Consider the following 25128-nt stretch of genomic DNA (forward strand, 5'->3'; position numbering starts at 1 on the left):
TTTAAAATTTAGTTCAGTAAGAAAATGTTATATGTTAAAAATGATGCAAAACTTACCCAAAGGATGTAGGGAATGAATATTAGGCCCGCCCATTTATTAATTTTATAGAACATTAAGGCATTTACAATAATAACAACCAATAAAATTAGTATTTCGAATGAGGCGAAACCAATTTCGTGCAGATAAAAAAATATAAATGACCACGCCAGATTGAGGATTAACTGAATAAGGTAAATGGCCACAGTGCGTGGGAAATGTGTAATTGTATCCCTTTTTATCCAAACCAGGTATGCAGATATGCCCATTAAAAGGTAGAGTGATGTCCATACCGGGGCAAATAACCAGTTTGGCGGATTAAAAGAAGGCTTGTTAAGTGTTGGGTACCAGGTTTGAACCGACTTTGCAGTCGCCCAACCGCCTAATGCGCCGATACTCAAAGTTAGGGCAATATTTAGGATAAAAGCTAAGGGTTTGAATTTCATAATTTGAAGTGAAACGACGGTAAAATGCAAATGTTCCAGCTATCGGCCCACGGTAGGCACCACAGGTAAACTCTCACTATCATCAATACCTACACTTTGCACCGCAAATAAATAATTGTCTTTGCTATAAGGCAAACGCAACTCTTTAGCGGTAGTAAAGAATTTCTTTTCCCAAACAGGACTACTTGTTTCACGCATTAAGACGAAAAAGCCTTTAACGCCAGCCGCCGGCGATTTCCAATACAAAAATGTGGAGTTGCTTAGGTTTTTTACGTCAACTTTTACCTCTGCCGGAACCATTGGTGCTTTTGCAAGATTGGCAAGTACGGCGATATTTACTGCAGTATTTTTTCTTAAATATTCAAAGTCCATAAATTCGATTAAGTCGCCATATTTTACACCTTTTTCGGTTCTTAAATCCTGATGCTGGTGATCGAAATTTTCGTTCATTTCGGTTAATCTAACGGCAGCAAATCCGTTTTCAACAAATGGTGTATGGTCGCCGCCGCGAAGAAACCTGTCGTTACGGTAAATTAACTTAACTTCTAACTGGTCTACATATCGCTCGCCGATTTCTTTTACATAGCGTGCCAGCTGCCGGCTTTTGCCGTCGTTTTCCAGGCCCAGCTGGCGAATGTTTTTCGCATTCCTGTCCAACTCGAAGCTTGGTAAGCCTTCACTAAAAACCCTGAGCTTGGTATTGTCTATAATTTGAGTTTCGCTTGCGTTGTTGCTTCCAATCATGTCGTTGTTTAACATGGCTTCTATATTCCAACCTTCTTTTTTCGCTTTGGCAGCCATAAAACCCGAGCCAAGTAGCGATTGTTCCTCACCACTTACTGCAACAAAAATAATGGTTGCGCCAAATTTGAACCTGCTCATAATGCGGGCGGCCTCGATAACGCCAGCCACACCACTTCCATCATCATTTGCACCCGGTGCATCACTAACGCTGTTCATCACGTCGGTAACGCGACTGTCTAAATGCCCGCTTACTACGAAAATTCTTTTATCTTCCGGATTTGTTCCTTTTAAGATGGCTACTGCATTTCCCAGAACGATTTGCTGGTCAACACGTTTTCCGTCAGGCTTAATGGTAACCGTATCTAAAAAAGCGGTTAATCTTCCATCGCCTTGCTTAGCAAACTGACTAAACTTACTAACTACCCAGTTTCTCGCGGCACCAATTCCTTTGCTTTTACTTTTTGTGTCGCTTATCGTACTTCTCGTTCCAAACGACACCATTTTGGTGATGTATGATTTCAGCGAGTCTGCGTTTACCGTTTTAACCATGGTTTCAATATCAGCATTGCGGTTAACGGTTGTTTGTGCTGTTAATGAAAGTGTTAATGCACTAAAAAAGAAGAGTAAAAATAATTTTTTCATGCCAGAATAATTTGGAAGGCTAATGTATCGAATTAACCGAATTTTTTCGCACTACGGGCATTAAGTCCTGTAACAATTTAAACATAAATTCGGCGTGTTAATGGTTTTGGATTGATGACTTGGTTCATTGATATCTATTTTCTATTATTTGTTTAAAACAAATATCAAAATAAGGGATTTTTATTCTGGTGAGAGGCATGGAAAGAAGGCGTAATTGCCTGATTTCCTTAACGCCTAAAAAATTCATCCTGTAATAAATAATTTATATATTTATTTCCTGTAAAGTTAGCTTTAACTTACTAAATTATCGTCCCCAAAAATTAACCTTTAAATGGATAAGTTTCCCGTAAATCTGACGGCAGCGAAATGCGAACTTTTGGATAGAATACTTCAGGAATTTAAGTACGAAGAGTATATCAAAACAGATCGCGTTCTGCATATTTTCAGAGGGAATGCCATTTTAGCATCCGAATATCTTCATTTACTTAATCAATTAAACCTGATTATGCTTATTGGTGAAGTTCACGGCCACCCTTTGCCGGCATTGATAGGTAAGCAATCCGGACTGGAAATTTTCCTCAGTGAAGGTGGTTTTATGAAACGCCTTGAGTTGCGAAAAATGCAGGAAGAAACGGGTAAAAGCATGCTCGAACTGCAAAGGGAAATACTTGAGTTGAGAAACCAGCTTGCGGCCTGCCGGGAGCTTATTGCCAAACAAGAGATGGCCATGCTCGATATGGATGCCGAGTTACGAAGACTCGAAGCTGGGATGGAAAACGAAGATATTTCCTGATAAATACTCGCTTCTGTAGCGTTTTAACTTGTACAACCGTTATATCAAAAATTAACAAAGTAAAATGATGAAAAGATATTTAACTACATTGATGCTGTTGCTCTCCCTCTCTGTAACAATGATTTCGTGCAAGAAAAATGGCATTGAAAACTTATCAAAAGACGCTTTAACAGGCACCTGGCAAGAAGTATCGACAGGCTACAACCGCGTATTGATTTTTGAGCCCGGTAATAAAATTACGATTTTGATTAAAATGAGCCAGTTTGCAGACTGGAGTTTAAAATTAACCGGTAAATATGTCGCTGATGGTGACAACCTCACCGCAAAGCTTACGGAACAGACAGAAAAGCAGGCTTCGGGTTCTGTTACAACTCCCGTTAATTACACCTGGTTCGATAAAGGCAAATTCAACATAAAAAACTTTGTACTTACCGTAAATTATAAAACTTATCCGGCGGATGCGCCTGTAGATACGGAAACGAAGTTCAATAAAATAGTTGCTATCGACTAGTATAACCCGTTTCAGCGCACCTTACGTACCCCTTCGGTTGTCATGATAATTCTTTTTATGGTGCCATCGTTATTGTAGTGTAAATCGTCTATACATACTGATCTCCGGTAGCTGCCACCATCATTGTTAATCGCTCCGTTGTGGTAAATAAAATACGATTTTCCTTTGAAATCGATAATGGATTGATGGTTGGTATTTGAGTTACCGGCAATTTCGTTTAATATCCCTTTGTAATCCCATGGGCCATTAATGCTCTTGCTCATCGCGTAAACTATTTTTTCGGGGAAGCCCGATGCATACGATAAATAATACCAGTTTTTATGCTTGTGTACCCAGGGTGCTTCTGTAAACTCCGGAACGGATATGGTTTTAATTTCTCCATCCAGTTCAATCATATTAGCTTTTAATTTAGCGTAGTAGCAGCGTTGATTTCCCCAAAATAAATATGCCTGCCCGTCGTCATCAATAATTACTGTTGGGTCAATATCATCCCAGGTAATGTCTACGGCGGTGGTCATGTTATTTGTAATCAAAGCTTTTCCCAAAGCATCTTTAAAAGGCCCGCGTGGGTTATCGGCAACAGCAACGCCTATCGATTTTCCCTTTATGCTTCCATGTTCTGTCGCCACATACCAGTAAAATTTCCCGTTTCTTTCAATTACCTGCGAAGCCCAGGCATCATCTTTTGCCCAGGCAAAATCTTTTACATTGAGGGGTGATTTGTGTTCTTTCCAGTTAACCATATCTGCAGACGAGTAACAAAGCCATTCGTGCATTTCGTAATCATTTTTCGATTTTGGAGCAACATCATGCCCGGTATACAAATACACAGAATCGCCATATACAAACGCAGCCGGATCTGCAGTATACTTATCTGTAATGATTGGATTGCCCTTCGAAACGGCCAGTTTTTCTTGCGAAAAGCCTTGAAATGAAAGGTAAACAAGTGAAGCCGTTAAAAAATGTCGTTTACAGTATGCCATAATTAAGATTTTTCGATTTATTCAACAACAATTACAAAACCACCGTAAGCTTTCATTTCAACAGGGGTTTTGTCCAGCTGAAGTTCTTTTGTTTCAAATGATGTTAGCGCTGAGTCGTCAGCAAATATTGTTGCTTTTTTAGCGCCAAAGTCTTTTAAATTTAGTTGAATAGTTTTAGCATTAGCTTCGCCATTTAATCCAGCGATGTACCACTTTGAGTTTGCTTTTCTCGCCATTACCACGAACTTTCCGGGGTAACCGTCCAGCAATCTGGTATCTGTCCACGAGGAAGGTAGCCCTTGTAAATAGGCTTTTACATAATCCGGAACCTGGGCCATACCCTCCGGAGATTCGGCAAAATGTTGTATGCCGGATTGAAATACAACCGACAAAGCCAACTCAAATGCAGCTGTTGTTTTCCGTTTTATATTGGGGATTTTAGTCAGGTTCATTGGGGTAAAATCCATCGGGTCGAACACGTTTCGCGTAAAAGGTATTGTGGTTGCATGCATGGGTTCTTCGTCAGCATTTTTTTGCTCAAAAGTTACTGCCTCCATACCCTTGATAGATTCCATGGTAACTAAATTAGGGTAAGTACGCTGCCAGCCACGCGGTAATGTTGCGCCGTGGCAATTTACATTGAGACCAAATTTTGCAGCATCTTCTAAAATTTCAAAATAGTATTTAATCATCGGTTGGCCATCGCCTCCAAAAAAGTCTACCTTTATCCCTTTAATGCCCATTTTTTCCAAAATCGCAAATTCCTTCAAGCGATTTTCATGCGTTAAAAGTTTATTTCTTGGTGTATATTTTACGGTGTTCCAATCGCCTGAAGAGTTGTACCACAAAATCAGGCCTACGTCTTTCTGTTTCGCATAAGCCGCAAGTTCGCCCATTTTCTCATAACCAATTTTCGTATCCCAGTCTACGTCGATAAGGCAATATTCCCATTTCATATCAGCGGCAAAATCTATGTATCGCTTTTGCACATCATACACGATAGAATTATCTTTAAGCATAATCCAACTCCAGGTAGCCTTGCCTGTATTGAATAGATTGGGGTTTATATTCTTTTTTGCCGGGTAAGCTAAATCTGTGCCCAAGGTAGATTCGGTTACGGTTTTTAAACTTCCAATTGCTATAATTCTCCAGGGTGTAAACCAAGGCAACTTCGATTCGGGGTTTACATTTTGCCCGGCAAAGGTTTCTTTTTCATCAGGAAAGCCAATTTGATAATTGCCATCTTCTGCATTTTGCTTGAGCCTGGCGGCACAATAGTGCTTATCAAGGCCGGTTTCTGAAACCACTACCCAGTTTTCTTTGTATTTAAAAAGTGCGGGGAAAACCCAGCCTGCAGGAGATGGGGAAGGTGTCCCAACTGAGATTTCTTTTTCGTAAAATTCTTCGTAAGATGGATTGGTATGCTCCCAACCAGATTTCGCTACAGACATGGGTTGCATCCAGGCTTTTGTTTCAGTGGAGAAATGGAACGATGTTTTTTCCTCAATTATGTTTTTAACGCCCGCATCACCATCCGGAAAATAGTAACGGAAAGCAACACCATCATTTGAAACCTGAAAAATTACATCCATTTTTTTGCCAGGTTTGTTTGCCAAATGGAACACAACTTTATTGGCTGCATAATTATTGAGCAGTCGTTTGCCATTGTTTAAGGTATAACTATCTTTAACCAACTCGCTCTTCGAAACTGAAATAAGCTTTAAGCCTAAAGAAAAATCGCCATCAGCTCTAACCAAACCAAGAGCGGAGTTTTGTAAAACCAATTCGGATTTTCTGCTCACATTATAAAGAAGTACGTTGTTTTTAACTGAAACCTTTACACTAAGTTCCTGATTTGGGCTTTTTACTGAATATTCAGTTTGAGCACTTACAAACTTAAAGGTTGAAATAAGTAATGCTGAAAGGCAAATAAATTTTTTTATCATGAATATTTTTGGTTAGAGGAGTTTCTTTTGTTCCATTCGTTCTGGCGTTCGACCGAAACAGGTAGGTTGCGAAGAATCTATATGTAAATGTAAAAATTAAAATAATAAATGTTAATTAAACGTTTATTATTTTCTGCTATTTTAAAATGCTGCAAATTGTGGGCGAAGGAGGCTAGCCCAGCATTACAATTTTGCAGTAAATCAAATATTGGCAGATTTTGCCCTGTTTTTGCCAATCGCGTTCGCTTTACCTTTTTAAGTTTATTTTTGATTACCACAAACCTTTCGAGCAAAATGACTAAAAAACTTGTACTAAAAGCGGGCTTCGGTTTGCTGCTTATCATGATGAGCAGCGGCAAAATATTTGCCCAGTCTCCCTGGGTCGCCCTCGGTAAAAAACCATCAACCTTAGGGCTTGAGCAAGGTTTCTCTACTTTCGATGCCGGCGATTTTAATCTTAAGCTGGTCAAATCTTCGCAAACAGTTGCTGGCTTGGCGCCAAAAACCGTTAAAGATTTTGATTTTGTACCCAGCGATAGCCTGAAGGTTAGAAGTTCTGACGGGCTCTATCATTTAGGCGATATCAACCTGAGGTTAAGAACCAGCGATGATACAGCCTGGAAAAGTTACAGTACCGCGGGAAAACGTGTTGCGGTAAAAAATATAGCAATACCTAAAACGCTGGCGGCAGCCGATTTAGCCCCAACAATGCCTGCCGATATGCCATTATCTATAAAAAGGATTTGGGAAATGGTAGGCGGAAAACTGGTGTTGCGTTTTGAAATCTCTAATAAAACCCGGCGTAATGTGGAAATAGGTGCACTCGGCATCCCTATGATATTCGATAATATTCTGGAAGGACGGACGCTTGAGCAAACGCATGCAAAAAATGTATTTTACGACCCTTATATTGGTAAAGATGCAGGCTACCTGCAGGTAACCAGGCTAAGCGGACACGCCCCATCATTAATTGTAGCGCCATATGGAAGAACACCTTTTGAGGCTTACAATCCATTAAACGATGATAAAACACCTCGCGGAATTGCATTTGAAGGGTTTTACGAATGGATGGTTTACAGTAAAGCTTACGCCGAAACGGAATGGAAAGGTGTGGATGAATGGAACAGCCCAACTTCAATAGTTTTAAAACCTGGCGAAACGAAAAGTTATGGACTTCAGTTTATTTTATCAGGAACGGCAAAAGACATTGAAAGTAAGCTTATTGAAAATAAGAAGCTTGTAGCAATGTCGGTTCCCGGTTATGTAATTGCCAAAGATGTAGATGCCAGATTATTCATCAACTACGGCAAAAAAATAAGCGCTATAAACGTGTACCCTTTAAACTCACTCACCTTAAAATCCGCCGGCACAACTAAAAACGGCTGGAAAAGTTACGCGGTAAAAGGAAACGATGCCGGGAGGGCACGCCTAAGTATTACCTATGCCGACGGGGTGGAGCAGACCATAAATTACAAAATTATCGAACCTGAAAGTGACGTGATAGCGAGCTACGGCAACTTTCTCACAACGAAACAATGGTTTGATAAAACTGATAAAATTTTCAAACGCAGTCCGTCTGTAATTACTTACGATTACGAAAAACAACAGCAGGTTATTCAGGATAGCAGAGCATGGATTTCGGGTTTGAGTGATGAAGGTGGGGCAGGCTCCTGGCTGGGCGCCATGATGAAACAACTTGTTCATCCAGAAAAGACTGAGATTGACAAGCTGAAACAGTTTGTTGATACGGTAATGTTTGGCCATATTCAACTTAAAGACGGGCCTAAAAAGTATGGTGTAAGGAAAAGTTTATTTTATTATGCACCAGATTCATTGCCAAAAGACACCTATTCAAAAGAAATTAATTTCAAAACCTGGTCTGCATGGCCAAGAAAGGAAGCTGATGATTTGGGGCGTTCTTATAACTATCCTCACGTTGCCGCCGCACATTGGGTTATGTACCGCCTTGCCCGAAATCATCAGGGGTTGGTTGATGAAAGCACCTGGAAACAACACCTTATTGATGCCGCGGAAACCGGTTTGGCGATGGTAAATATTGCGCCTTATTACGCTCAGTTTGGCCAAATGGAGGGAACAGTTTTCTACCTTATTTTAACCGATCTTAAAAACGAAGGTTTAAGGGCTGAAGCCGACAAACTTGAAAATGAGATGAAAAAGCGTGCGAACCATTGGCGGGCGCTCGATTATCCTTTTGGAAGTGAAATGCCATGGGATTCAACCGGGCAGGAAGAAGTATATGTGTGGTCTGATTATTTTGGCTATCAGGATAAGGCAAAAGTTACACTCGACGCGATTCTTGCCTACATGCCCGTAGTGCCGCATTGGGCATACAATGGCAATGCCCGCAGGTATTGGGATTTTTTATATGGTGGTAAATTAATGCGGATTGAGCGCATGATTCACCACTATGGTTCGGCTTTGAACGCAATTCCCGTTCTAATGGATTATCGCAAAAATCCAGAAGATTTTTATCTTTTGAGAACTGGCTATGGTGGCTTAATGGGCTCAATTTCTAACATCACTAAAGATGGTTTTGCCCCTGCTGCATTTCACGCTTATCCTTCAACGCTAAAAAACGATGGCATTACAGGCGATTACGGTTCAGGCTTTTTCGGTTATGCCATAAACACATCAACTTATCTTTTAAAACATAAGGAGTTTGGCTGGCTTGCCTTCGGCGGAAACCTGATTGAGCATGGTAAAACAATTGATTTAAAACTTACTACTGCGGCAAAATCAGCAGTTTATATAGCGCCCGCTGGGCTTTGGATAACTTTAGATGCAGGCACAATTGATGCTTTATCGTATAACGCTACAAACGGAGAGATTCAGGTAACCCTGAGCAAAGCTGATGAACATACAAACCGGGCGGTTATACGAATAAGCCAGCCGGCAAAAATCGATGGCGTGGGTAAATACTCGTTAAAGGATGGTGGGATTGGCGCAAGAGGCGCTTATGAAGTAAAATTATCAACACAAAATACAACTCAGGTAACACTCGTTAAGTAATCAATTCTTTCTGTTTAAAATAGATTTACGAAGTTAACGGCTGAATGCGTAAAACTTCGTAAATCTACGATCAGGAAGTTAAAGGTTTTCCTTAACAACTCTTAACCCGTAAATAGGACCTGCATTGTTTTTAGCCTTAGGAAACAGTTTTACAGTCACCTTATTTTTTCCTTTGGTAATCTCTGTTGGAATTTTATAGGAAACATCGTAGAAACGACTTTCTTTATATTTATTCAAATTTTCAGTAGCGATGTTTACGCCATCAACCAAAACATCGAAAATTCTGCCTCTGTTATCCATCCCCCAATAAGAAGCGATAATGGTGTTTTGAGTATTTGGATCTACCTTAACATCAAATTGAAGAAATCCTTCCTCACCGGCCAGCCGCCATTTTTTACCATGTTCTTCGCCCATACTTTCTTTTGCGGCAGTAAAGTTATGGTCCCGTTCAGGTTGCATTTCTCCGAACCGAAAAATATCAGTTGTTTTATCCTCAAGTTCTTTTTGTTTACGTTTTTGTTCGTCGTAAACCTTCTGTTGCACCACCCATTTTTCTGGCGTAAAAACATCCCAGTAAACGCTGTAATATTGATTTTTGGTCTGGTAAAAGGGAATCATGGTAACCTCCTGAGGTTGGGCAGTTTTAACCGTTTGAAATTTTAGTTCTTGCTGGTTAACCACGCTTAGCCAATCTTTCGGGTCGTTGTTAGCGCTTACAAATACCGGAACGCCTTTAATCGGATCGGGCTCGGTTGTTCCTAAAACCCCTGCCAATAAAACCGGACCATAAAAAACAGCACGCCGGTCGGCGTTATCGGGCATTGCTTCTGTATGCAGCTGCTCTGGCGTAGTGTAGGTTATCTTGTCATTATTTTTCCAGCTGCGGTTGATAACAAAATAGCCGGTATTATCGGCTGTTAACTGTTGCAACTCGCCATTTATGGCAATGGTAGCGCCTTCAGACCATTTTGGTTTCCTTATTTTTATCGCAAACGTCGCCGCTTTTGCCGTATTAATCGTCAGCACTGTTTTATCGCCCTGCGGGATAAATGTTTGCTGTGTAATTTTTATGCCCTTTGCTTTCCAGTTAAGTGTTGATGGGATAAATAAATTCACATACAGACTACCATCGCTACCTCCAAAGTAAATGCTTTCATTATACTTAACGTGGTTTTCCATGCCTGTGCCCACACAGCACGTAAAGGTGTTAAACTTATCGCTATACTCTTTTTTGCCACCCATACGTAGCGGTACGAAATAACACATCATGCCATCATCATGGTTTTGAGAAGCTAAAATGTGGTTGTAAAGTGCTTTTTCGTAAAAATCGAAAAGCTCTGCTGATGGATTTTCTGCAAATAAATGCCCGGTTAATTTAAGCATATTGTAGGTATTGCAGGTTTCTGTAGTGTTTTCCGTTAGTTTATCATTCAGCTTATTTGGCTCACTTAAATATTCGTAATTACTATTGCCGCCGGTTGCGTAAGAATGGTTGTAAACCACCGTTTTCCAAAAGAAATCTGCAATGGCTTTATCATTTTTATCGCCGGTAATTTCATGCCTGCGGGCGCTTGCAATTATTTTCGGAATTTGCGTATTCGAATGCTTTCCAGGTAGAATGTCTTGCTGGTTTGCAAGCGGGTCGAGAATTCGTTTATCATAAAACTTGTAAGATAAATCAAGGTATTTCTTATTTGCAGTAATCGAATATAAGTTCACCAAGGCGTCGGCCATGCCGCCATATTCGCAAAAAAGCATCTTCTGTAACAATTCATCGTTTAAACCCCCAATTGTTTTCTGTGTCCAGTCTGCCATGCCAATGCACTCGTTCAGCGCTTTTTTGTTGCCTGTATAAAGGTAAACATCAAGCAAGCCTGCCATTATTTTGTGTACGGTATACCATGGCGACCAGCCTCCATTTAAGTCAAACCCACCAGATTTTATGTTTCCTTTTGCAACTGCTGCCCAAATCGCATCTTCTTTTGGAATTGCCCCGATATAACCGGTTTTTCTTGCTTGCTGACATTCTTCAAGCTGGTCGACTATATAGTTAGCTTTTTGCAGAAATACAGGGTCTTTCGATGATGCGTATTGCATGGAGATTGCCGATAAATAGTGCCCCAGGGTGTGGCCGGCCAAACCATCACTTTCCCATCCTCCATACGGTTCCGCTTTTGGCGCCAGTCCGGCATTTTTTCTAAAGCCTGATAATAGCCTGTCTGGCTCAATTATTTTTAGGTAAGCTTCGTCTGCTTTCATTGCCGTTTTAAATGTGCTTTCCAACAAACTTACTTCCGATAAATCGAAGGCAAAGGCTTTAATCGGCGTTACATTTTTAACTTTTATCCTGTTATCGGCAAACTGGGGCAGATAATTTTGCGCTTTTATATCAGAAGAATACAAAATGGATAACAATAACAGTGCGTTTACAAAAACTTTATTCATAGTTGAGTTTGTCTTGAGTATCTTGAAAAATAAAATTATTCAAATACGCAGGTAAAAGTTTCCCTTTAATTCGCAGTTACTATGCAGATTTTACCTTTAATTTCTTCAAAAATTAGATTATTTGCGATTTTTATACCATAATCTAGCTTATAATTTGCAAATACAAGCCATATTTTAGCCATTCATTTTCAAACTCACAGGAAGAAGAATGCTTTTGGGATATTTGTTTAACACGAAAAAACATGTTTGATAAAGAAATTTATATCGAAAGACGAAGAACATTAAAATCCACAGTGAAGTCGGGCATAATCCTCTTTTTAGGCAACGAGGAAAGCCCGATGAATTACGCTGACAATACCTATCATTTCAGGCAAGACAGCACATTTTTATATTACTTTGGAATCAGTGAGCCAGCATTAGCCGCAATAATTGATATTGATGCCGATGAAACAATCCTTTTTGGAAACGAGATGAGTATTGATGATATCGTTTGGATGGGCAGGCAAAAAACCTTGAAAGAAAAATCTGAGGATTCCGGTCTTAAGAATGTTCAGCCATCCGCTCATCTTCAAAGCCATTTAAATCAATACAGTAAAACAGGCAGAAAGATTCACTATCTGCCACCATATCGGCCAGAAAATAAAATGAAGCTGGCAAATTGGTTCGGCATTGCCTTCAGCGAACTTGAAAAGACTGCATCGCTTGAACTGATTAAGGCCGTTGTGGCTCAGCGTTCCTCGAAATCAGCCCAGGAGGTTTTTGAACTTGATAAAGCTGCATCCATATCTGCCGATATCCATTTAATGATTATGGAGCAGGCAAAACCCGGAATGTACGAGCGTGAACTGGCGGCTAAAATCCAGGAAGCCGCTTTAGCTTCAGGAGGGAACCTTTCTTACCCGGCGATTTTAACGGTTCGCGGTGAGATTTTGCACAATCATTTTCATGGCAATATTCTAGAGGAAGGGCAAATGGTGCTTAACGATTCAGGCGTTGAAACTGCTATGGGTTACGCCGGCGACCTTACGCGTACGTTTCCTGTAAGTAAAAAATTTAGCGGTGAACAAAAAGATATTTACAACATTGTGCTGGCTGCATACACAAATGCAAAGAATATGCTTGCGCCAGGCGTTAGGTATCTTGATGTACATTTAAAAGCCTGCACAACCCTGGTTGACGGCTTAAAAGGCATTGGTTTAATGCGTGGTGATGTAAACGATGCTGTAGAAGCTGGCGCCCATGCCATGTTTTTTCAATGTGGCACCGGCCACATGATGGGCCTGGATGTGCATGATATGGAAGATTTGGGTGAGCAATACGTTGGCTACACGGATGAACTTAAAAAGAATACTACGCAGTTTGGATTAAAGTCGCTGCGATTAGGCAAAGCCCTTGAAAAGGGTTACGTTTTAACGGTTGAACCGGGCGTTTATATTATTCCGGAACTTATAGACCGTTGGAAGGCTGAACAGAAATTTTCCGAATTCATCAATTATGATAAACTGGAACAATTTAGAAATTTTACAGGGATCAGAATAGAAGATGATTTTCTCATCACCGAAGGTGGAAGCCGGATGCTAGGTAAACATCTGGCTCAAACCGTAGAAGAAATAGAGGCCATTAGAGGCCGGGCTTACTAATAACAAGAACATGAAAACTTTAATCGCAGCATTTACACTTTTACTTTTCTGCAGCACTGTTTCTGCGCAAAAAACAAAGGTTTACACTTTGGCCGACACCCTGAGAGGAACATTAACGCCCGAGCGAACCTGGTGGGATGTACAACGTTACGAACTTGCCATTAAGCCAGATTATAATGATAAAAGCATTACTGGTTCTAATCAAATTGTTTACAAGGTTGTTGGCGCAAACAATGGCAAAACCCGCATGCAGATAGATTTACAGGAGCCTTTAATTATTGATAGCATACTTTACAACAATAAATCAAAGTTAAAATTTGAACACGCTGGAAGTGTTTGGTACGCCCATGTGCCTGCACAAAAGTTAACTGCCACCAACAACGTAACCATTTTTTACCAAGGAAAGGTACACCAGGCGAAGCGTGCGCCCTGGGATGGTGGCTTTATTTTCACTGCCGATTCGCTTGGCAGGCCGTGGATGACGGTTGCCTGCCAGGGTTTAGGTGCTTCAATCTGGTATCCAAACAAAGACCACCAGAGCGATGAGCCAAATCTTGGAGCTTCATTAACGATAACGGTTCCAGATACATTGGTTGCTGTTGGTAATGGCCGGCTGGTTTTTAAAAAAAACAATAAAGATAGAACGACAACCTATAAGTACAATGTGGTAAACCCGATCAGCAATTACTGCATCATTCCATACATTGGTAAATACGTAAACTTTAAAGAGAAATATGCCGGCGAGAAGGGCCCGCTCGATTTAAATTACTGGGTTCTGGATTATAATTTGCCAAAGGCGAAAACCTACATGCCCGACCAGGTACATAAAATGATGAAAAGTTTTGAGTATTGGTTTGGTCCTTATCCGTTTTATGAGGATGGCTACCAACTTATCGATGCGTCTCATACAGGAATGGAACACCAATCGGCAGTTTCTTATGGCAACTGGTATAAATTTGGTTATCGGGGAAGAGATATGTCTGGCGATGGATGGGGCCTGAAATGGGACTTCATCATCATCCACGAAAGTGGGCATGAATGGTTTGGAAACAACATAACCAGTAACGATTTAGCCGATATGTGGGTACACGAAGGTTTTACAAATTATAGCGAAACATTGTTTGTAGACTATATTTTTGGTAACAAAGCGGGAAACGAGTACAACTTTGGAATTAGAAAAGGCATCAAAAATGATGTCCCAATTATTCCGGTTTATGGGGTAAATGCTCAGGGTAGCGGAGATATGTATCCAAAAGCAGGAAATATGTTGCACGCAATCAGACACGGACTAAATAATGATCCGCTTTTCAGATCGATTTTGCGTGGGCTTAACAAAACTTTTTACCATCAAACCGTAGCCACACAGCAAATTGAAAATTACGTTTCCAAACAAGCAGGCTTTAATTACAGGAAAGTTTTCGATCAATATTTACGCACTGTTCAAATACCATCTTTAGAATACTATGTTAAAAATGGCAAAGCTTTCTATCGCTATGTTGACTGCGTTAAGGGCTTTAATTTGCCGCTGTTTTTGAAAAATGGCAATGGGAAGTCACTAAAAATCGTTCCTACAGAGGCTTGGCAGGAAGTTAAACTGGCTGCTGGCCAGGAAGATCTGTTCACAGAAAAAGCCATTGAATTTATGTATTACATTCGGGTAAAGAACAAGAGCTAACGCTTATTTTTAACCGTAAACAGGTGTATTTTTTGCTTATATCGGTTAAAATCTAATAATACTCGGAGCTGTTGATGGGTTAACTTTGAAATAACAAAAACCAGCCTGGCCATCATAGAAGGCTAAGCTACCCAAATTGATATTTAAAGCAATAAAACAAAAACACAACGATGAGTATAAAATGGACCGGGGTTTTTCCTGCTGTTACTACGAAATTTACAGCGAATGATGAATTAGATTTTGAGACTTTCGACCTTAACATTGAGGCTCAACTCGAAGCAGGTGCTGAAGGAATTATTTTGGGTGGCTCGCTTGGAGAAGCCAGTGTATTGACAGACGACGAGAAGTTTGGCTTGCTTACGCATACTTTAGCTTTAGTAAACGGCCGCGTGCCTGTTTTACTCAATATTGCCGAATCAACAACCAAAAAAGCTATTGAAGTGGCTAAAAAGGCCGCTTTGTTAGGTGCTAACGGATTAATGCTGTTGCCACCGATGCGTTACAACGCTGCCGCTGATGAAACCTTAGCTTTTTTTGCCGCTATCGCGGAAAGTACAGAACTACCGATAATGATTTACAACAACCCGGTTGATTACAAAATTGAGGTTACCCTGGATATGTTTGAGGTGTTGAGTAAGTACAGCAATATTCAGGCGATAAAAGAATCAACCAGAGATGTATCGAATGTTACCCGGTTAATTAATCGTTTCGGAGACAGGTTTAAGATTTTTACAGGTGTTGACCCGTTAGCGATGGAGAGTATTGTGATGGGTGCCGATGGATGGGTTGCCGGATTGGTTGACGCTTTTCCGAGAGAAACAGTTGCAATTTTTAGATTGATTAAACAAAACAGGATTGCCGAGGCATTAAAAATTTACCGTTGGTTTTTACCTGTTCTGGAATTAGATATCCATGCTAAGCTGGTGCAGTATATTAAACTTGCCGAAGTAGCTACAGGCCTTGGTACTGAAGCTGTACGTGCACCAAGATTGCCGATTCAGGGTGCTGAGCGTGAAAGAGTTTTAAAAATTATTAACGATGCTTTGGCTGTTCGACCGGAATTACCCGAAGGCAGTTGGGGAAAATAGTTCAACAAAAATATGAACGGGAAAAATATAATCGCTTCAGAATATGTAGATGCGAATGAGAAAAGCCTCCATGCAATTAACCCTGCAACAGGCGTAGCGATAGATGGAGATTTTTTCAAAGCAAATGAAAAGCTTGTAAATGATGCACTAACATCGGCTACAGAAGCTTTTCAGCTTTACAGAAGTGTAAATAAAGATTTAAAGGCGGCTTTTTTAAATACAATTGCAGATGAGATTGCAGCCATAACGGATGAACTGGTAAAACGGGCATCAGCAGAAAGTGGATTACCCATGGCCCGTTTGCAGGGAGAGGTAGGTAGAACTACCGGGCAGCTTCGCCTTTTTGCCAACTTAATTGCAGAAGGCTCCTGGGTTGATGCAACAATTGAAACGGCACAGCCTGAGCGGCAACCTTTGCCAAAGCCTGATATCCGGCGGATGATGATCCCGATTGGACCTGTTGTTGTTTTCGGAGCAAGTAATTTTCCGCTTGCATTTTCAGTAGCCGGTGGCGATACCGCTTCGGCACTTGCTTCGGGTTGCCCGGTCGTTGTCAAAGCGCATCCGGCACACTATGGAACGAGTGCGTTGGTTGCTGCGGCAATTCTGAACGCTGTAGAAAAAACAAAAATGCCCAAAGGCGTATTCTCTATGCTTTATGATGATGGCTATGAAATCGGCGCTGCGCTGGTAAAACACCCTCAAACAAAGGCAGTAACTTTTACCGGCTCTTTTAAAGGGGGCATGGCTCTGGTAAAACTGGCCGATGAACGTGAACAGCCTATTCCTGTTTTTGCGGAAATGGGCAGCATCAACCCAATTGTTTTTTTACCGCAGGCGCTGCAGCATCAGGCCGCCGAGCTGGCGAAAAAATATGCTGCCTCGATAACTTTGGGCGCTGGGCAATTTTGCACAAACCCCGGTTTAATGTTGGCAATTGAATCGGCCGAGCTTACAACATTCAAAAAGACACTGTCAGAAGCGATAGCTGCAATTCCATCTGCAACTATGCTTACTGGTGGCATTGCCCATAATTACAACAAACTTGCGGCAGAGGTTATAAATGATGATAAGGCAACAATCCTGGGCATTTCAACCCTAAAAGATCAAGATTTGCAAAATCAATCTCAGGCTTTGGTTGCAGAAATCAGTGCTGCCGATTTTATTGCGCATCCAAAATTCAGGGAAGAAATTTTCGGTCCTTACTCACTTTTGGTAGTTGCCAAAACTTTAACAGAACTGGAAGCGGTGATTTCAAGTCTGGATGGTCAGTTAACGGCTACGTTAATGGCAGGTGCAGATGAGCTGAAAGATTATAAATCTTTAGTAAACAAATTAACCGATAAAACAGGTCGACTTATTTTAAATGGCGTACCAACAGGCGTTGAGGTTTGTGCTGCAATGCAACATGGAGGGCCTTTTCCCGCAACAAATGATAGTCGTTTCACTTCGGTAGGTTCTGCGGCCATATATCGTTTTGTTCGTCCTTTGGCATATCAGGATTGGCAACAGGAATTGTTACCGGATGAGTTAAAGGACGGAAATCCTTTAAATATTTATAGAACCGTTAATCAGAAACTAACGAAAGTAGATGAGTAAAACTTTTTTCTGTGTGGATGCACATACTTGCGGAAATCCGGTACGATTGGTTGCAGGCGGCGGGCCTGAATTAACAGGCTCGAATATGAGCGAAAAGCGTCAGCACTTTTTAAGGGAATTCGATTGGATTAGAACCGGCTTAATGTTCGAACCTCGTGGTCACGATATGATGTCAGGAAGCATCCTTTATCCACCTCACAACCCCGAAAATGATGTTGCTGTTTTGTTTATCGAAACCAGTGGATGCCTTCCAATGTGCGGCCATGGCACCATAGGAACCATTACCATCGCTATAGAAGAAGGACTTATCAAGCCAAAAATTCCAGGAATTATCCGTATGGAAGCGCCCGCAGGCCTTGTTTTAATAGAGTATAAGCAGGAAGGGAATAAAGTTAAATCTGTAAAGTTAAAAAATGTTCCATCGTACCTCGCCGCCGAAAACCTGGAAATAGATTGCCCGGATTTAGGTCTGCTAACTTTCGATGTGGCTTATGGAGGCAACTTTTACGCAATAGTCGATCCTCAGCCAAATTTTGCCGGCCTGGAGAATTTTACAGCCTCACAGCTGATTACCTGGAGCCAAATCATTAGAAAGCGCATCAACGAGAAATATACTTTTGTTCATCCACTTGATGAAACGATAAACGGCTGTAGCCATGTGCTTTGGACAGGCAAAACACTAGATCCAACTTCGACCGCCCGCAATGCTGTATTTTATGGCGATAAAGCGATAGACAGGTCGCCGTGTGGAACCGGAACATCAGCCCGAATGGCGCAATGGTACGCCAAAGGCAAGCTAAAAAAAGGCGAGGATTTTATCCATGAGAGTTTTATCGGGAGCAAATTTACAGGTCGGGTAGAGGAAGAAGTTGATTTAAATGGTTTTAAAGCAATTATTCCGAGTGTGGAAGGTTGGGCGAAAGTTTTCGGTTATAATACGATTAAAATTGATGCAGAGGATGACCCATACGCTTACGGCTTTCAGGTTATCTAGCATAAATAAAAGAAATGATTGGTAAGTCAATCTCAAAGCATAAAAAAGAATGTCGAAAGTTTTAATTATTGGTGGTGGGATTGTTGGTTTAAGTTCCGCTTATTACCTGCACAAACGAGGTTTTCAGGTTACTATTTTGGATAAAGGCGACATTGTCGACAACTGTTCTTTTGGCAATGCGGGGATGATTGTGCCGAGTCATTTTGTGCCGCTGGCTGCCCCAGGTATGATTAGCCAGGGCATTAGGTGGATGTTTGATAGTAAGAGCCCGTTTTATGTGCGCCCGGGTTTAAATTTGAATCTTGTTAGCTGGGGATTGAAATTTATGAAGCACGCAACCGCCAGGCACGTAGCGCAAGCGGCCGAGCCCTTACGCGACTTATCCTTGCTGAGTAAAAAACTATACGAGGATTTATCCAAAGAGCCTGGCTTTAACTTCGAACTTACAAACAAAGGCATTCTGGCTTTCTACAAAACCGAAAAGGCGGGCGAAGAAGAAGCACATTTGGCCGAAAAGGCTAATGAATTAGGCTTGGATATGGCTGTATTAGACCTAGCCGCCTGTAAAGCGCTGCAGCCAGATTTAGAATTAGATGTTTTAGGTGCTGTTCATTACCGTTGTGATGCACACCTTTATCCGGGTAAACTCATGTGCGACCTGATTTATTATCTTGAAAAGAATGACGTAAAGATTGTAAGAAATAAAGAGGTTGATAAAATTGAATCGGAAGGTAATTCCATTACTAAAGTTTTTACGGGTAAGGAAGTTTGGGAAGCAGACGAATATGTTCTGGCTACAGGCTCATGGTCTCCAGCAATAGCGAAAATGATGAATTTAAAAATTTCGTTGATGCCCGGTAAAGGCTATTCTTTTGTGGAACCCGAGCCCAAGAATCGGATTTCAATACCGGCTCTGCTGTGCGAGGCAAGAGTGGCCATCACACCGATGAATGGCAACATCAGGTACGGTGGTACAATGGAACTCGATAAAATAAATACCAGGATAAATATGCAACGTGTTAAAGGAATTGTTGAATCTGTTCCGAAATATTTTCCTGATTTAAAGCCCGAAATTCCAACCGAAGATAAGATATGGTATGGTTTCCGACCGTCTTCTCCTGATGGATTACCGTACATCGGGCGGAGTACGCAAAAGCAAAATCTGATTGTAGCAACAGGTCATGGTATGATGGGTTTAAGTTTAGGTCCGGCGACCGGCCTGCTGGTAAGTCAGATCATTTCCGGACAAACAACGGAGATTGAAACCAACGCTTTCGCTGTTAGATAACTATAAATAACCGTTTAACAATGAGTTATCGCCAAATTAGAGCCAATCATCTCGTCAAATATTATCAGGTATTGACCGTATTTTAACCCTATCTAGGTTTTATTGTTCTTTATGGGTTAATATACTTACATTGTTTTTGCAAATCAAACAACTCTAAACAAAGCAAACAATGAAGGTACTACCATTTACGATGCTTGTTCCTGATGACAAAAGTGTAATATCAGAGCATATTGAACTTCCGTTCTTCTATCAGTATCTTCACAGGCATGATGAGTGGCAGATTACCTTCATCGAAAAAGGAGAAGGAACCCTAATTGCCGGTAATGACATGCATCCTTTTCGTTCAGGCGATGTTTTTTTAATAGGGGCTAAACTTCCACATCTGTTTAAAAGCAACCCAGAATATTTTTCCAACGATGAAGAAAAGACCGTGAGGGCTTGCTCGGTTTACTTCAACTCTGCTGGAATTTTAAATGCCTTGTTCGGCTTACCCGAAATGAAACTGGCCAGCGCTTATCTTCAGAAGAATAAACATGGTTTTAAAATACCTGACGCCTTCACAAAAGAAATTATCAGGCGTATGTTTGATGTTCACAAAGCATCGGGTTCTGATGTGCTTTTCAACTTTCTTAAACTCATCAATAGCCTGCAGGCTTTAAATGAAAATATTTTGCCACTTTGTTCCGATATGTACTCATCAAACGTAAGTGAAAACGAAGGTATGCGCCTCAGCAAAATCATCAATTTTATTACCGAAAATTATAACAGTCAAATATCTTTGGAAGACGTTGCAAACGCCGCTTTTATGACGCCGCAAGCATTTTGCAGGTATTTTAAAAAGCACACAGGACATACTTTTGTTTCGTTTTTAAACGAAGTTCGCATCAACGATGCCTGTAAAAGCCTGATATCGGGGGCCAAAGCCGATTGTATTTCCGGCGTGGCTTACAAAGCGGGGTTCAACAGCATAACTAACTTCAACCGGGTTTTCAAAAGCATCATAGGGCAATCGCCACGGGCGTACATTGATACCTATAACAATGTGAGCAAAGTGAGCTACAGCGGTGCATAATCACGGCAACGGTAGGCTCATATCGTTAGAAGACCACGCCTGTTATAACTCAATGCACGAAAAATTGTATCTTCGTTCATACCAAATATAGTCCGCCTTAAACCTTATGCACCCTAAAATAAAGGCTTCTCTTTGCTTTGTGGCCGGTTTGCTCTTCAGCGTCTTTAGCTGTTTTTCGCAAATAGCTTCATCATCCCTGAAATATCTTGGTGTAGAAAACGGGCTGTCAAATAACATTGTCAATTCCCTTTATCTCGATCGTTTTGGCTTTATGTGGGCCGGTACCTACGATGGTTTAAACCGATATGATGGCTACAATTTCAAAGTTTTCAGGAACAATTGGGGCAAAAGTAACACGCTGATAAATAACCACATTTTAGTTTTAAATGGCGATAACCTCGATAGAATCTGGGTTGGTACGCAAAAAGGTGCGTCGTTTTACAGCTATGCTGATTCAAAATTTCATCAGTTTTACTATGAAGAAAGCACAAAAAAATTTTTATTAACGGCTTCAGTTACATCAATAGCAGCAAACGCTGCATCAACTGTATTTGTTGCTACCGATGAAAATGGACTTTTTGAGCTTAAAAAAAGTGCTGCTATCGCGAAAAGGATTACCTTCAAAAAAAGGAAAAATTATACCGTTAAAGCCTTGTGTGTTGATGATAACCAGGTTTTATGGTTGTTTATAAAAGACTTTGGACTGTGCAGATATGATGCTGCTGCTTCAGAAATAATTTTTGTAAAAGGCGGATTAGAAAACGTTACAAGCATTATAAACGGCTCCAGGGATTTTCTTTGGATTGGAACCGAGCAGGGGTTGTATCAGTTTGATAAAACAAGTGATATCCTGAAAAGGCCTGCGAAATATGTCGAAAGGGATAACATCATGCATCTGATGTTAGATAAAAAGGAAAAACTTTGGATATCAACCGATGGCAATGGCGTGGTAACCTTCGATACTAAAAACAATACTGTAAGCCGTTTGGCTGCCGCAAAAGAAAAGGGTTTGCTCAGCAGCAATTCCGTTGCACAGGTGTTCGAAGATAGGGAAGCCAGGAAGTGGATTGCGACCTTACGTGGCGGAATTAACATCATCGACCCGCAGAGTACGCAATTTCAAAGCATTAAACGAGATCCACTTAACCGAAATTCGCTGGTAAATAATTTTGTACTCTCCTTTAGCGAAGATGAGCAGCACAACATTTGGATTGGCACCGATGGCGGCGGTTTAAGCTTATGGAACAGAAAAAAGAATACGTTTACAAACTACGTTAAAACCGAAAGTCCGAATTCCATTACAAGTAATTTTATTACCAGTATTTTAAACGATTCTGGTAACAGGGTTTGGATTTCGAGCTTTAGCGGTGGGATAGACCGGTTCGATAAAAACAGTCAACAGTTTATTCATTACCGGTGTTATAACAGCGTTAAAGGTGTTGATGATGTAAATATCTGGAAACTCTATCAAGACCGTAGCGGCAATATATGGGCCGGAACAACCCGGGGCGGGGCACTGTACCGATATAACAAAAGCGCCGATAAATTTGAACTTTTCGATAATGGTTTGAAGGATATTCATGCTATTTTTCAGGATGCCGAGGGAAACTTATGGGCCGGAAATTACACACAACTCATTAAAATTGACCCGATAAACAGGAGGCATCGCTTTGTCAAAATCAACCAGGCAATAAGAACAATCAACGAGGATTCTAAACATCAGCTTTGGATTGGCACGGAGGGTGGCGGTTTAATTGAGTTTAATAAAACTTCGCAAAAGATAAAGCGATACATTCAAAGCGATGGTTTGCCCAACAGCTCAATTCTGAATATCCTGGTCGACGATAATGATAACTTATGGTGCAGCACTTACAACGGTTTATCTAAATTCGATTTAAAGTCAAAGAAATTTAAAAATTATTATACTTCTGACGGCCTTCAAAGCAATCAGTTTAACTACAATGCGGCTTTAAAGTTAAAAGACGGCGCTTTTTTATTTGGTGGTATCAATGGGTTTAACTTATTTTATCCTGGTAGTATTAAAGAAAACAGGCGCATTCCGAAAATCGTAATTACCGATTTTAGAATAAATAATGTACCACTTGATGAGGATTCCAGCTACAAAAATACTTCGATTGTTAACCTTAAGAAAATAGAAATTCCCTACAATTCGGCAGTAATTTCTGTCAATTATGCAGCCGTTGAATTTTCTTTTCAAGAACAGATTTCTTATGCCTATTTTCTTGAGGGCTGGGATAGAAACTGGAACTATGTAAATAAGTTAAATACAGCCTACTACTCACGTTTAAATGAAGGCGAATACAAATTACACATAAAAAGTACCGATACGGAAGGTGCCTGGAGTAATAATGAAAGGATAATTTCAATCACAATTTTACCGCCCTGGTATAGAAGCTGGTGGGCTTACGTACTGTATTTATTGCTGTTTTCGGGTGCCTATTACCTCGTTCAAACTTATCGGAACAGACAGCGAAATCTAAAACACGAAGTAGAGATTACTAATTTAAAAATGGAGCGTGAGAAAGATTTGAACGAGAAAAAACTCAATTTCTTTACAAATATATCGCACGAGTTGAGAACGCCTTTAACATTAATTGTAAACCCAATTAAGGATATTTTAAACAGCAAGGAGTCGGGGCAGGAAAAGAAAGATTTAAACGTTGTTTACCGGAATTCGCGGCGATTGCTAAGTTTGGTCGACCAGTTACTATTGTTTAGGAAAACTGAAAGTGAGAACGATACGCTCAATATTGTTCAGATCAATCTGTTTAAGTTTGCTCAGGAAATTTTTCTCTGCTTCAGCTATCTTGCCAAAAATAACAACATTAATTACACTTTTGAATGCGATAGCGAGGAGATTAACATTTATGGCGATAGGGATAAACTCGAAATCGTTTTCTTTAACCTGCTTTCGAACGCGTTAAAGTTTACGCCAAAAGGCGGTTTTGTGAATTTCAAAATAATGAGCAGCTTTGATGAGGTTACTATTGAAGTTAGCGACAACGGTCCGGGGATTCCGGAAGGTATAGGCGAAAAGCTATTCGACAAATTTTATAAGGTAATGAGCAAAGAATCTCTTAAAATGGGCTTCGGCATTGGATTGTATCTTGTAAAAAGCTTCGTAGAACTGCACAAGGGAAAAATTTCATTTCAATCCGAAAATGGTAAGGGTACCAGTTTCATCATAAAGATGCCTGTTGGCGAAAGAACCGAGTACATCGAAGATCGGGGGATTGAAAACGAACTTACTTATGTTAACGAATTAATTGCCCAGGAAGAACAGGAAGATGAACTATTTAACAAGAATGGTATTGGTAACCTCGAACTTCTAATTTCTGATTTGAATTCCATTCTCGTAGTAGACGACAACACGGAAATTATCGACTACATAAAACAGATTTTCCAGGATAATTTTAAAATTTATAAGGCAACCAATGGCATCGAGGGCTTAAACAGTTGCAGGGAATTTTTGCCTGATGTTGTGATTTCTGATGTAAATATGGACGGGATGAATGGCATAGAACTCTGCAAGGCCATTAAAGATGACAGCGCTTTGAGCCATATCCCTGTGATACTTCTAACCGCCGACCCAAATGCTGAAATCCGCCTGAAAGGAATTGAAGTCGGCGCTTATGATTTTATCAGTAAACCTTTTGATAAGGAGCTATTTACAGCAAAGATTAACGGTATAATAAAAAACCGTACTAATTTGCAATCCTACTTCTACAATGAAATTACGCTAAAATCCGACACGCACAAGGTATCGCAGGAGGACAAAGGATTTCTATTGAAATGCATTACCATAATTGAAAATAACCTGAGCGAAGATAATTTTAGCGTTAAAGCGCTGGCTGCAGAGTTGGGCATGAGTCATTCAAATTTATATAAAAAAATTAAGGCTACTTCTGGCCAGTCTGTAAATGGTTTTGTTCGCTTTATAAGGTTAAGAAAAGCGGCTGAACTATTGATAAATACCAATTTGAACATCAATGAAGCGGCTTTTAGAGTCGGAATAAATGACATTAAATATTTTCGTGAACAATTTCAGAAGCTCTTTAAACTTACGCCGTCAGAGTTTGTAAAAAAGCACAGAAAAACTTTTCACAAATACTATAACATAAGCGCAATGGTTTAACAGCATACAATCGATACAATTTACCCGAATGCCCCCCGCA

General features: G+C 40.5%; 16 protein-coding genes. 11 read left to right on the plus strand and 5 right to left on the minus strand.

Annotation, left to right across the window (positions count from 1 at the left end; genetic code table 11):
• Nucleotides 1-8: 8 nt before the first annotated feature.
• Together AC0IWT_RS00475 and AC0IWT_RS00480 are read right to left on the minus strand one after the other, a co-directional pair.
• Nucleotides 9-482 (minus strand): TspO/MBR family protein, encoded by a 474-nt coding sequence (locus tag AC0IWT_RS00475; protein WP_471795509.1) that lies wholly within the window; start codon nt 480-482, stop codon nt 9-11.
• 39 nt (nt 483-521) lie between these two features.
• Entirely contained in the window at nt 522-1868 is a 1347-nt protein-coding gene (locus AC0IWT_RS00480) for a M20/M25/M40 family metallo-hydrolase (RefSeq protein WP_471795510.1), read from the minus strand.
• A gap of 331 nt (nt 1869-2199) precedes the next feature.
• Between AC0IWT_RS00480 and AC0IWT_RS00485 the strand changes: the two genes are divergently transcribed.
• Together AC0IWT_RS00485 and AC0IWT_RS00490 are read left to right on the plus strand one after the other, a co-directional pair.
• A complete protein-coding gene (locus AC0IWT_RS00485; RefSeq protein ID WP_056870944.1) occupies nt 2200-2661 on the plus strand; it encodes a hypothetical protein in 462 nt (153 codons plus the stop codon).
• A 64-nt stretch (nt 2662-2725) separates the two neighbouring features.
• Complete coding sequence (locus tag AC0IWT_RS00490; RefSeq protein WP_157274894.1) at nt 2726-3172, plus strand: hypothetical protein; 447 nt, start codon at nt 2726-2728, stop codon at nt 3170-3172.
• A gap of 11 nt (nt 3173-3183) precedes the next feature.
• Here the strand turns inward: AC0IWT_RS00490 and AC0IWT_RS00495 are convergent, their stop codons facing one another.
• Together AC0IWT_RS00495 and AC0IWT_RS00500 are read right to left on the minus strand one after the other, a co-directional pair.
• On the minus strand, nt 3184-4155 hold the full coding sequence (locus AC0IWT_RS00495) for a glycoside hydrolase family 43 protein (RefSeq protein ID WP_471795511.1): 972 nt from the start codon (nt 4153-4155) through the stop codon (nt 3184-3186).
• A gap of 17 nt (nt 4156-4172) precedes the next feature.
• Nucleotides 4173-6101, minus strand: a complete 1929-nt coding sequence (locus AC0IWT_RS00500) for a glycoside hydrolase family 97 protein (RefSeq protein ID WP_471795512.1) — start codon at nt 6099-6101, stop codon at nt 4173-4175.
• Nucleotides 6102-6395: 294 nt separating this feature from the next.
• Here AC0IWT_RS00500 and AC0IWT_RS00505 point away from each other — a divergent pair, with 294 nt between their 5' ends.
• A complete protein-coding gene (locus AC0IWT_RS00505) occupies nt 6396-9131 on the plus strand; it encodes a DUF5695 domain-containing protein (protein ID WP_471795513.1) in 2736 nt (911 codons plus the stop codon).
• Between the two features lie 78 nt (nt 9132-9209).
• On the opposite strand, the gene AC0IWT_RS00510 is transcribed toward AC0IWT_RS00505, so the two are convergent.
• A complete protein-coding gene (locus AC0IWT_RS00510) occupies nt 9210-11576 on the minus strand; it encodes a beta-L-arabinofuranosidase domain-containing protein (RefSeq protein WP_471795514.1) in 2367 nt (788 codons plus the stop codon).
• 242 nt (nt 11577-11818) lie between these two features.
• Between AC0IWT_RS00510 and AC0IWT_RS00515 the strand changes: the two genes are divergently transcribed.
• The 8 genes from AC0IWT_RS00515 (at nt 11819) to AC0IWT_RS00550 (ending at nt 25088) form a co-directional block, all read left to right on the plus strand.
• The gene (locus tag AC0IWT_RS00515; RefSeq protein ID WP_471795515.1) at nt 11819-13216 is read left to right on the plus strand and encodes an aminopeptidase P family protein; all 1398 of its coding nucleotides are present in this window, start codon (nt 11819-11821) and stop codon (nt 13214-13216) included.
• A gap of 10 nt (nt 13217-13226) precedes the next feature.
• Nucleotides 13227-14891, plus strand: a complete 1665-nt coding sequence (locus AC0IWT_RS00520) for a M1 family metallopeptidase (RefSeq protein WP_471795516.1) — start codon at nt 13227-13229, stop codon at nt 14889-14891.
• A gap of 170 nt (nt 14892-15061) precedes the next feature.
• The gene (locus AC0IWT_RS00525; protein WP_471795517.1) at nt 15062-15979 is read left to right on the plus strand and encodes a dihydrodipicolinate synthase family protein; all 918 of its coding nucleotides are present in this window, start codon (nt 15062-15064) and stop codon (nt 15977-15979) included.
• A gap of 12 nt (nt 15980-15991) precedes the next feature.
• Entirely contained in the window at nt 15992-17578 is a 1587-nt protein-coding gene (locus tag AC0IWT_RS00530; RefSeq protein WP_471795518.1) for an aldehyde dehydrogenase (NADP(+)), read from the plus strand.
• Entirely contained in the window at nt 17571-18572 is a 1002-nt protein-coding gene (locus AC0IWT_RS00535) for a 4-hydroxyproline epimerase (RefSeq protein ID WP_056870933.1), read from the plus strand. The genes AC0IWT_RS00530 and AC0IWT_RS00535 overlap by 8 nt, the downstream gene beginning before the upstream one ends.
• Nucleotides 18573-18621: 49 nt before the next feature.
• Nucleotides 18622-19860 carry an NAD(P)/FAD-dependent oxidoreductase gene (locus AC0IWT_RS00540; RefSeq protein ID WP_471795519.1) on the plus strand — a complete coding sequence of 413 codons (1239 nt, stop codon included), beginning with the start codon at nt 18622-18624 and terminating at the stop codon, nt 19858-19860.
• A gap of 169 nt (nt 19861-20029) precedes the next feature.
• A complete protein-coding gene (locus tag AC0IWT_RS00545; RefSeq protein WP_056870931.1) occupies nt 20030-20932 on the plus strand; it encodes an AraC family transcriptional regulator in 903 nt (300 codons plus the stop codon).
• A gap of 106 nt (nt 20933-21038) precedes the next feature.
• Entirely contained in the window at nt 21039-25088 is a 4050-nt protein-coding gene (locus AC0IWT_RS00550) for a hybrid sensor histidine kinase/response regulator transcription factor (RefSeq protein ID WP_471795520.1), read from the plus strand.
• Nucleotides 25089-25128: the final 40 nt, after the last annotated feature.

The organism is Pedobacter sp. AC464 (assembly GCF_979253075.1).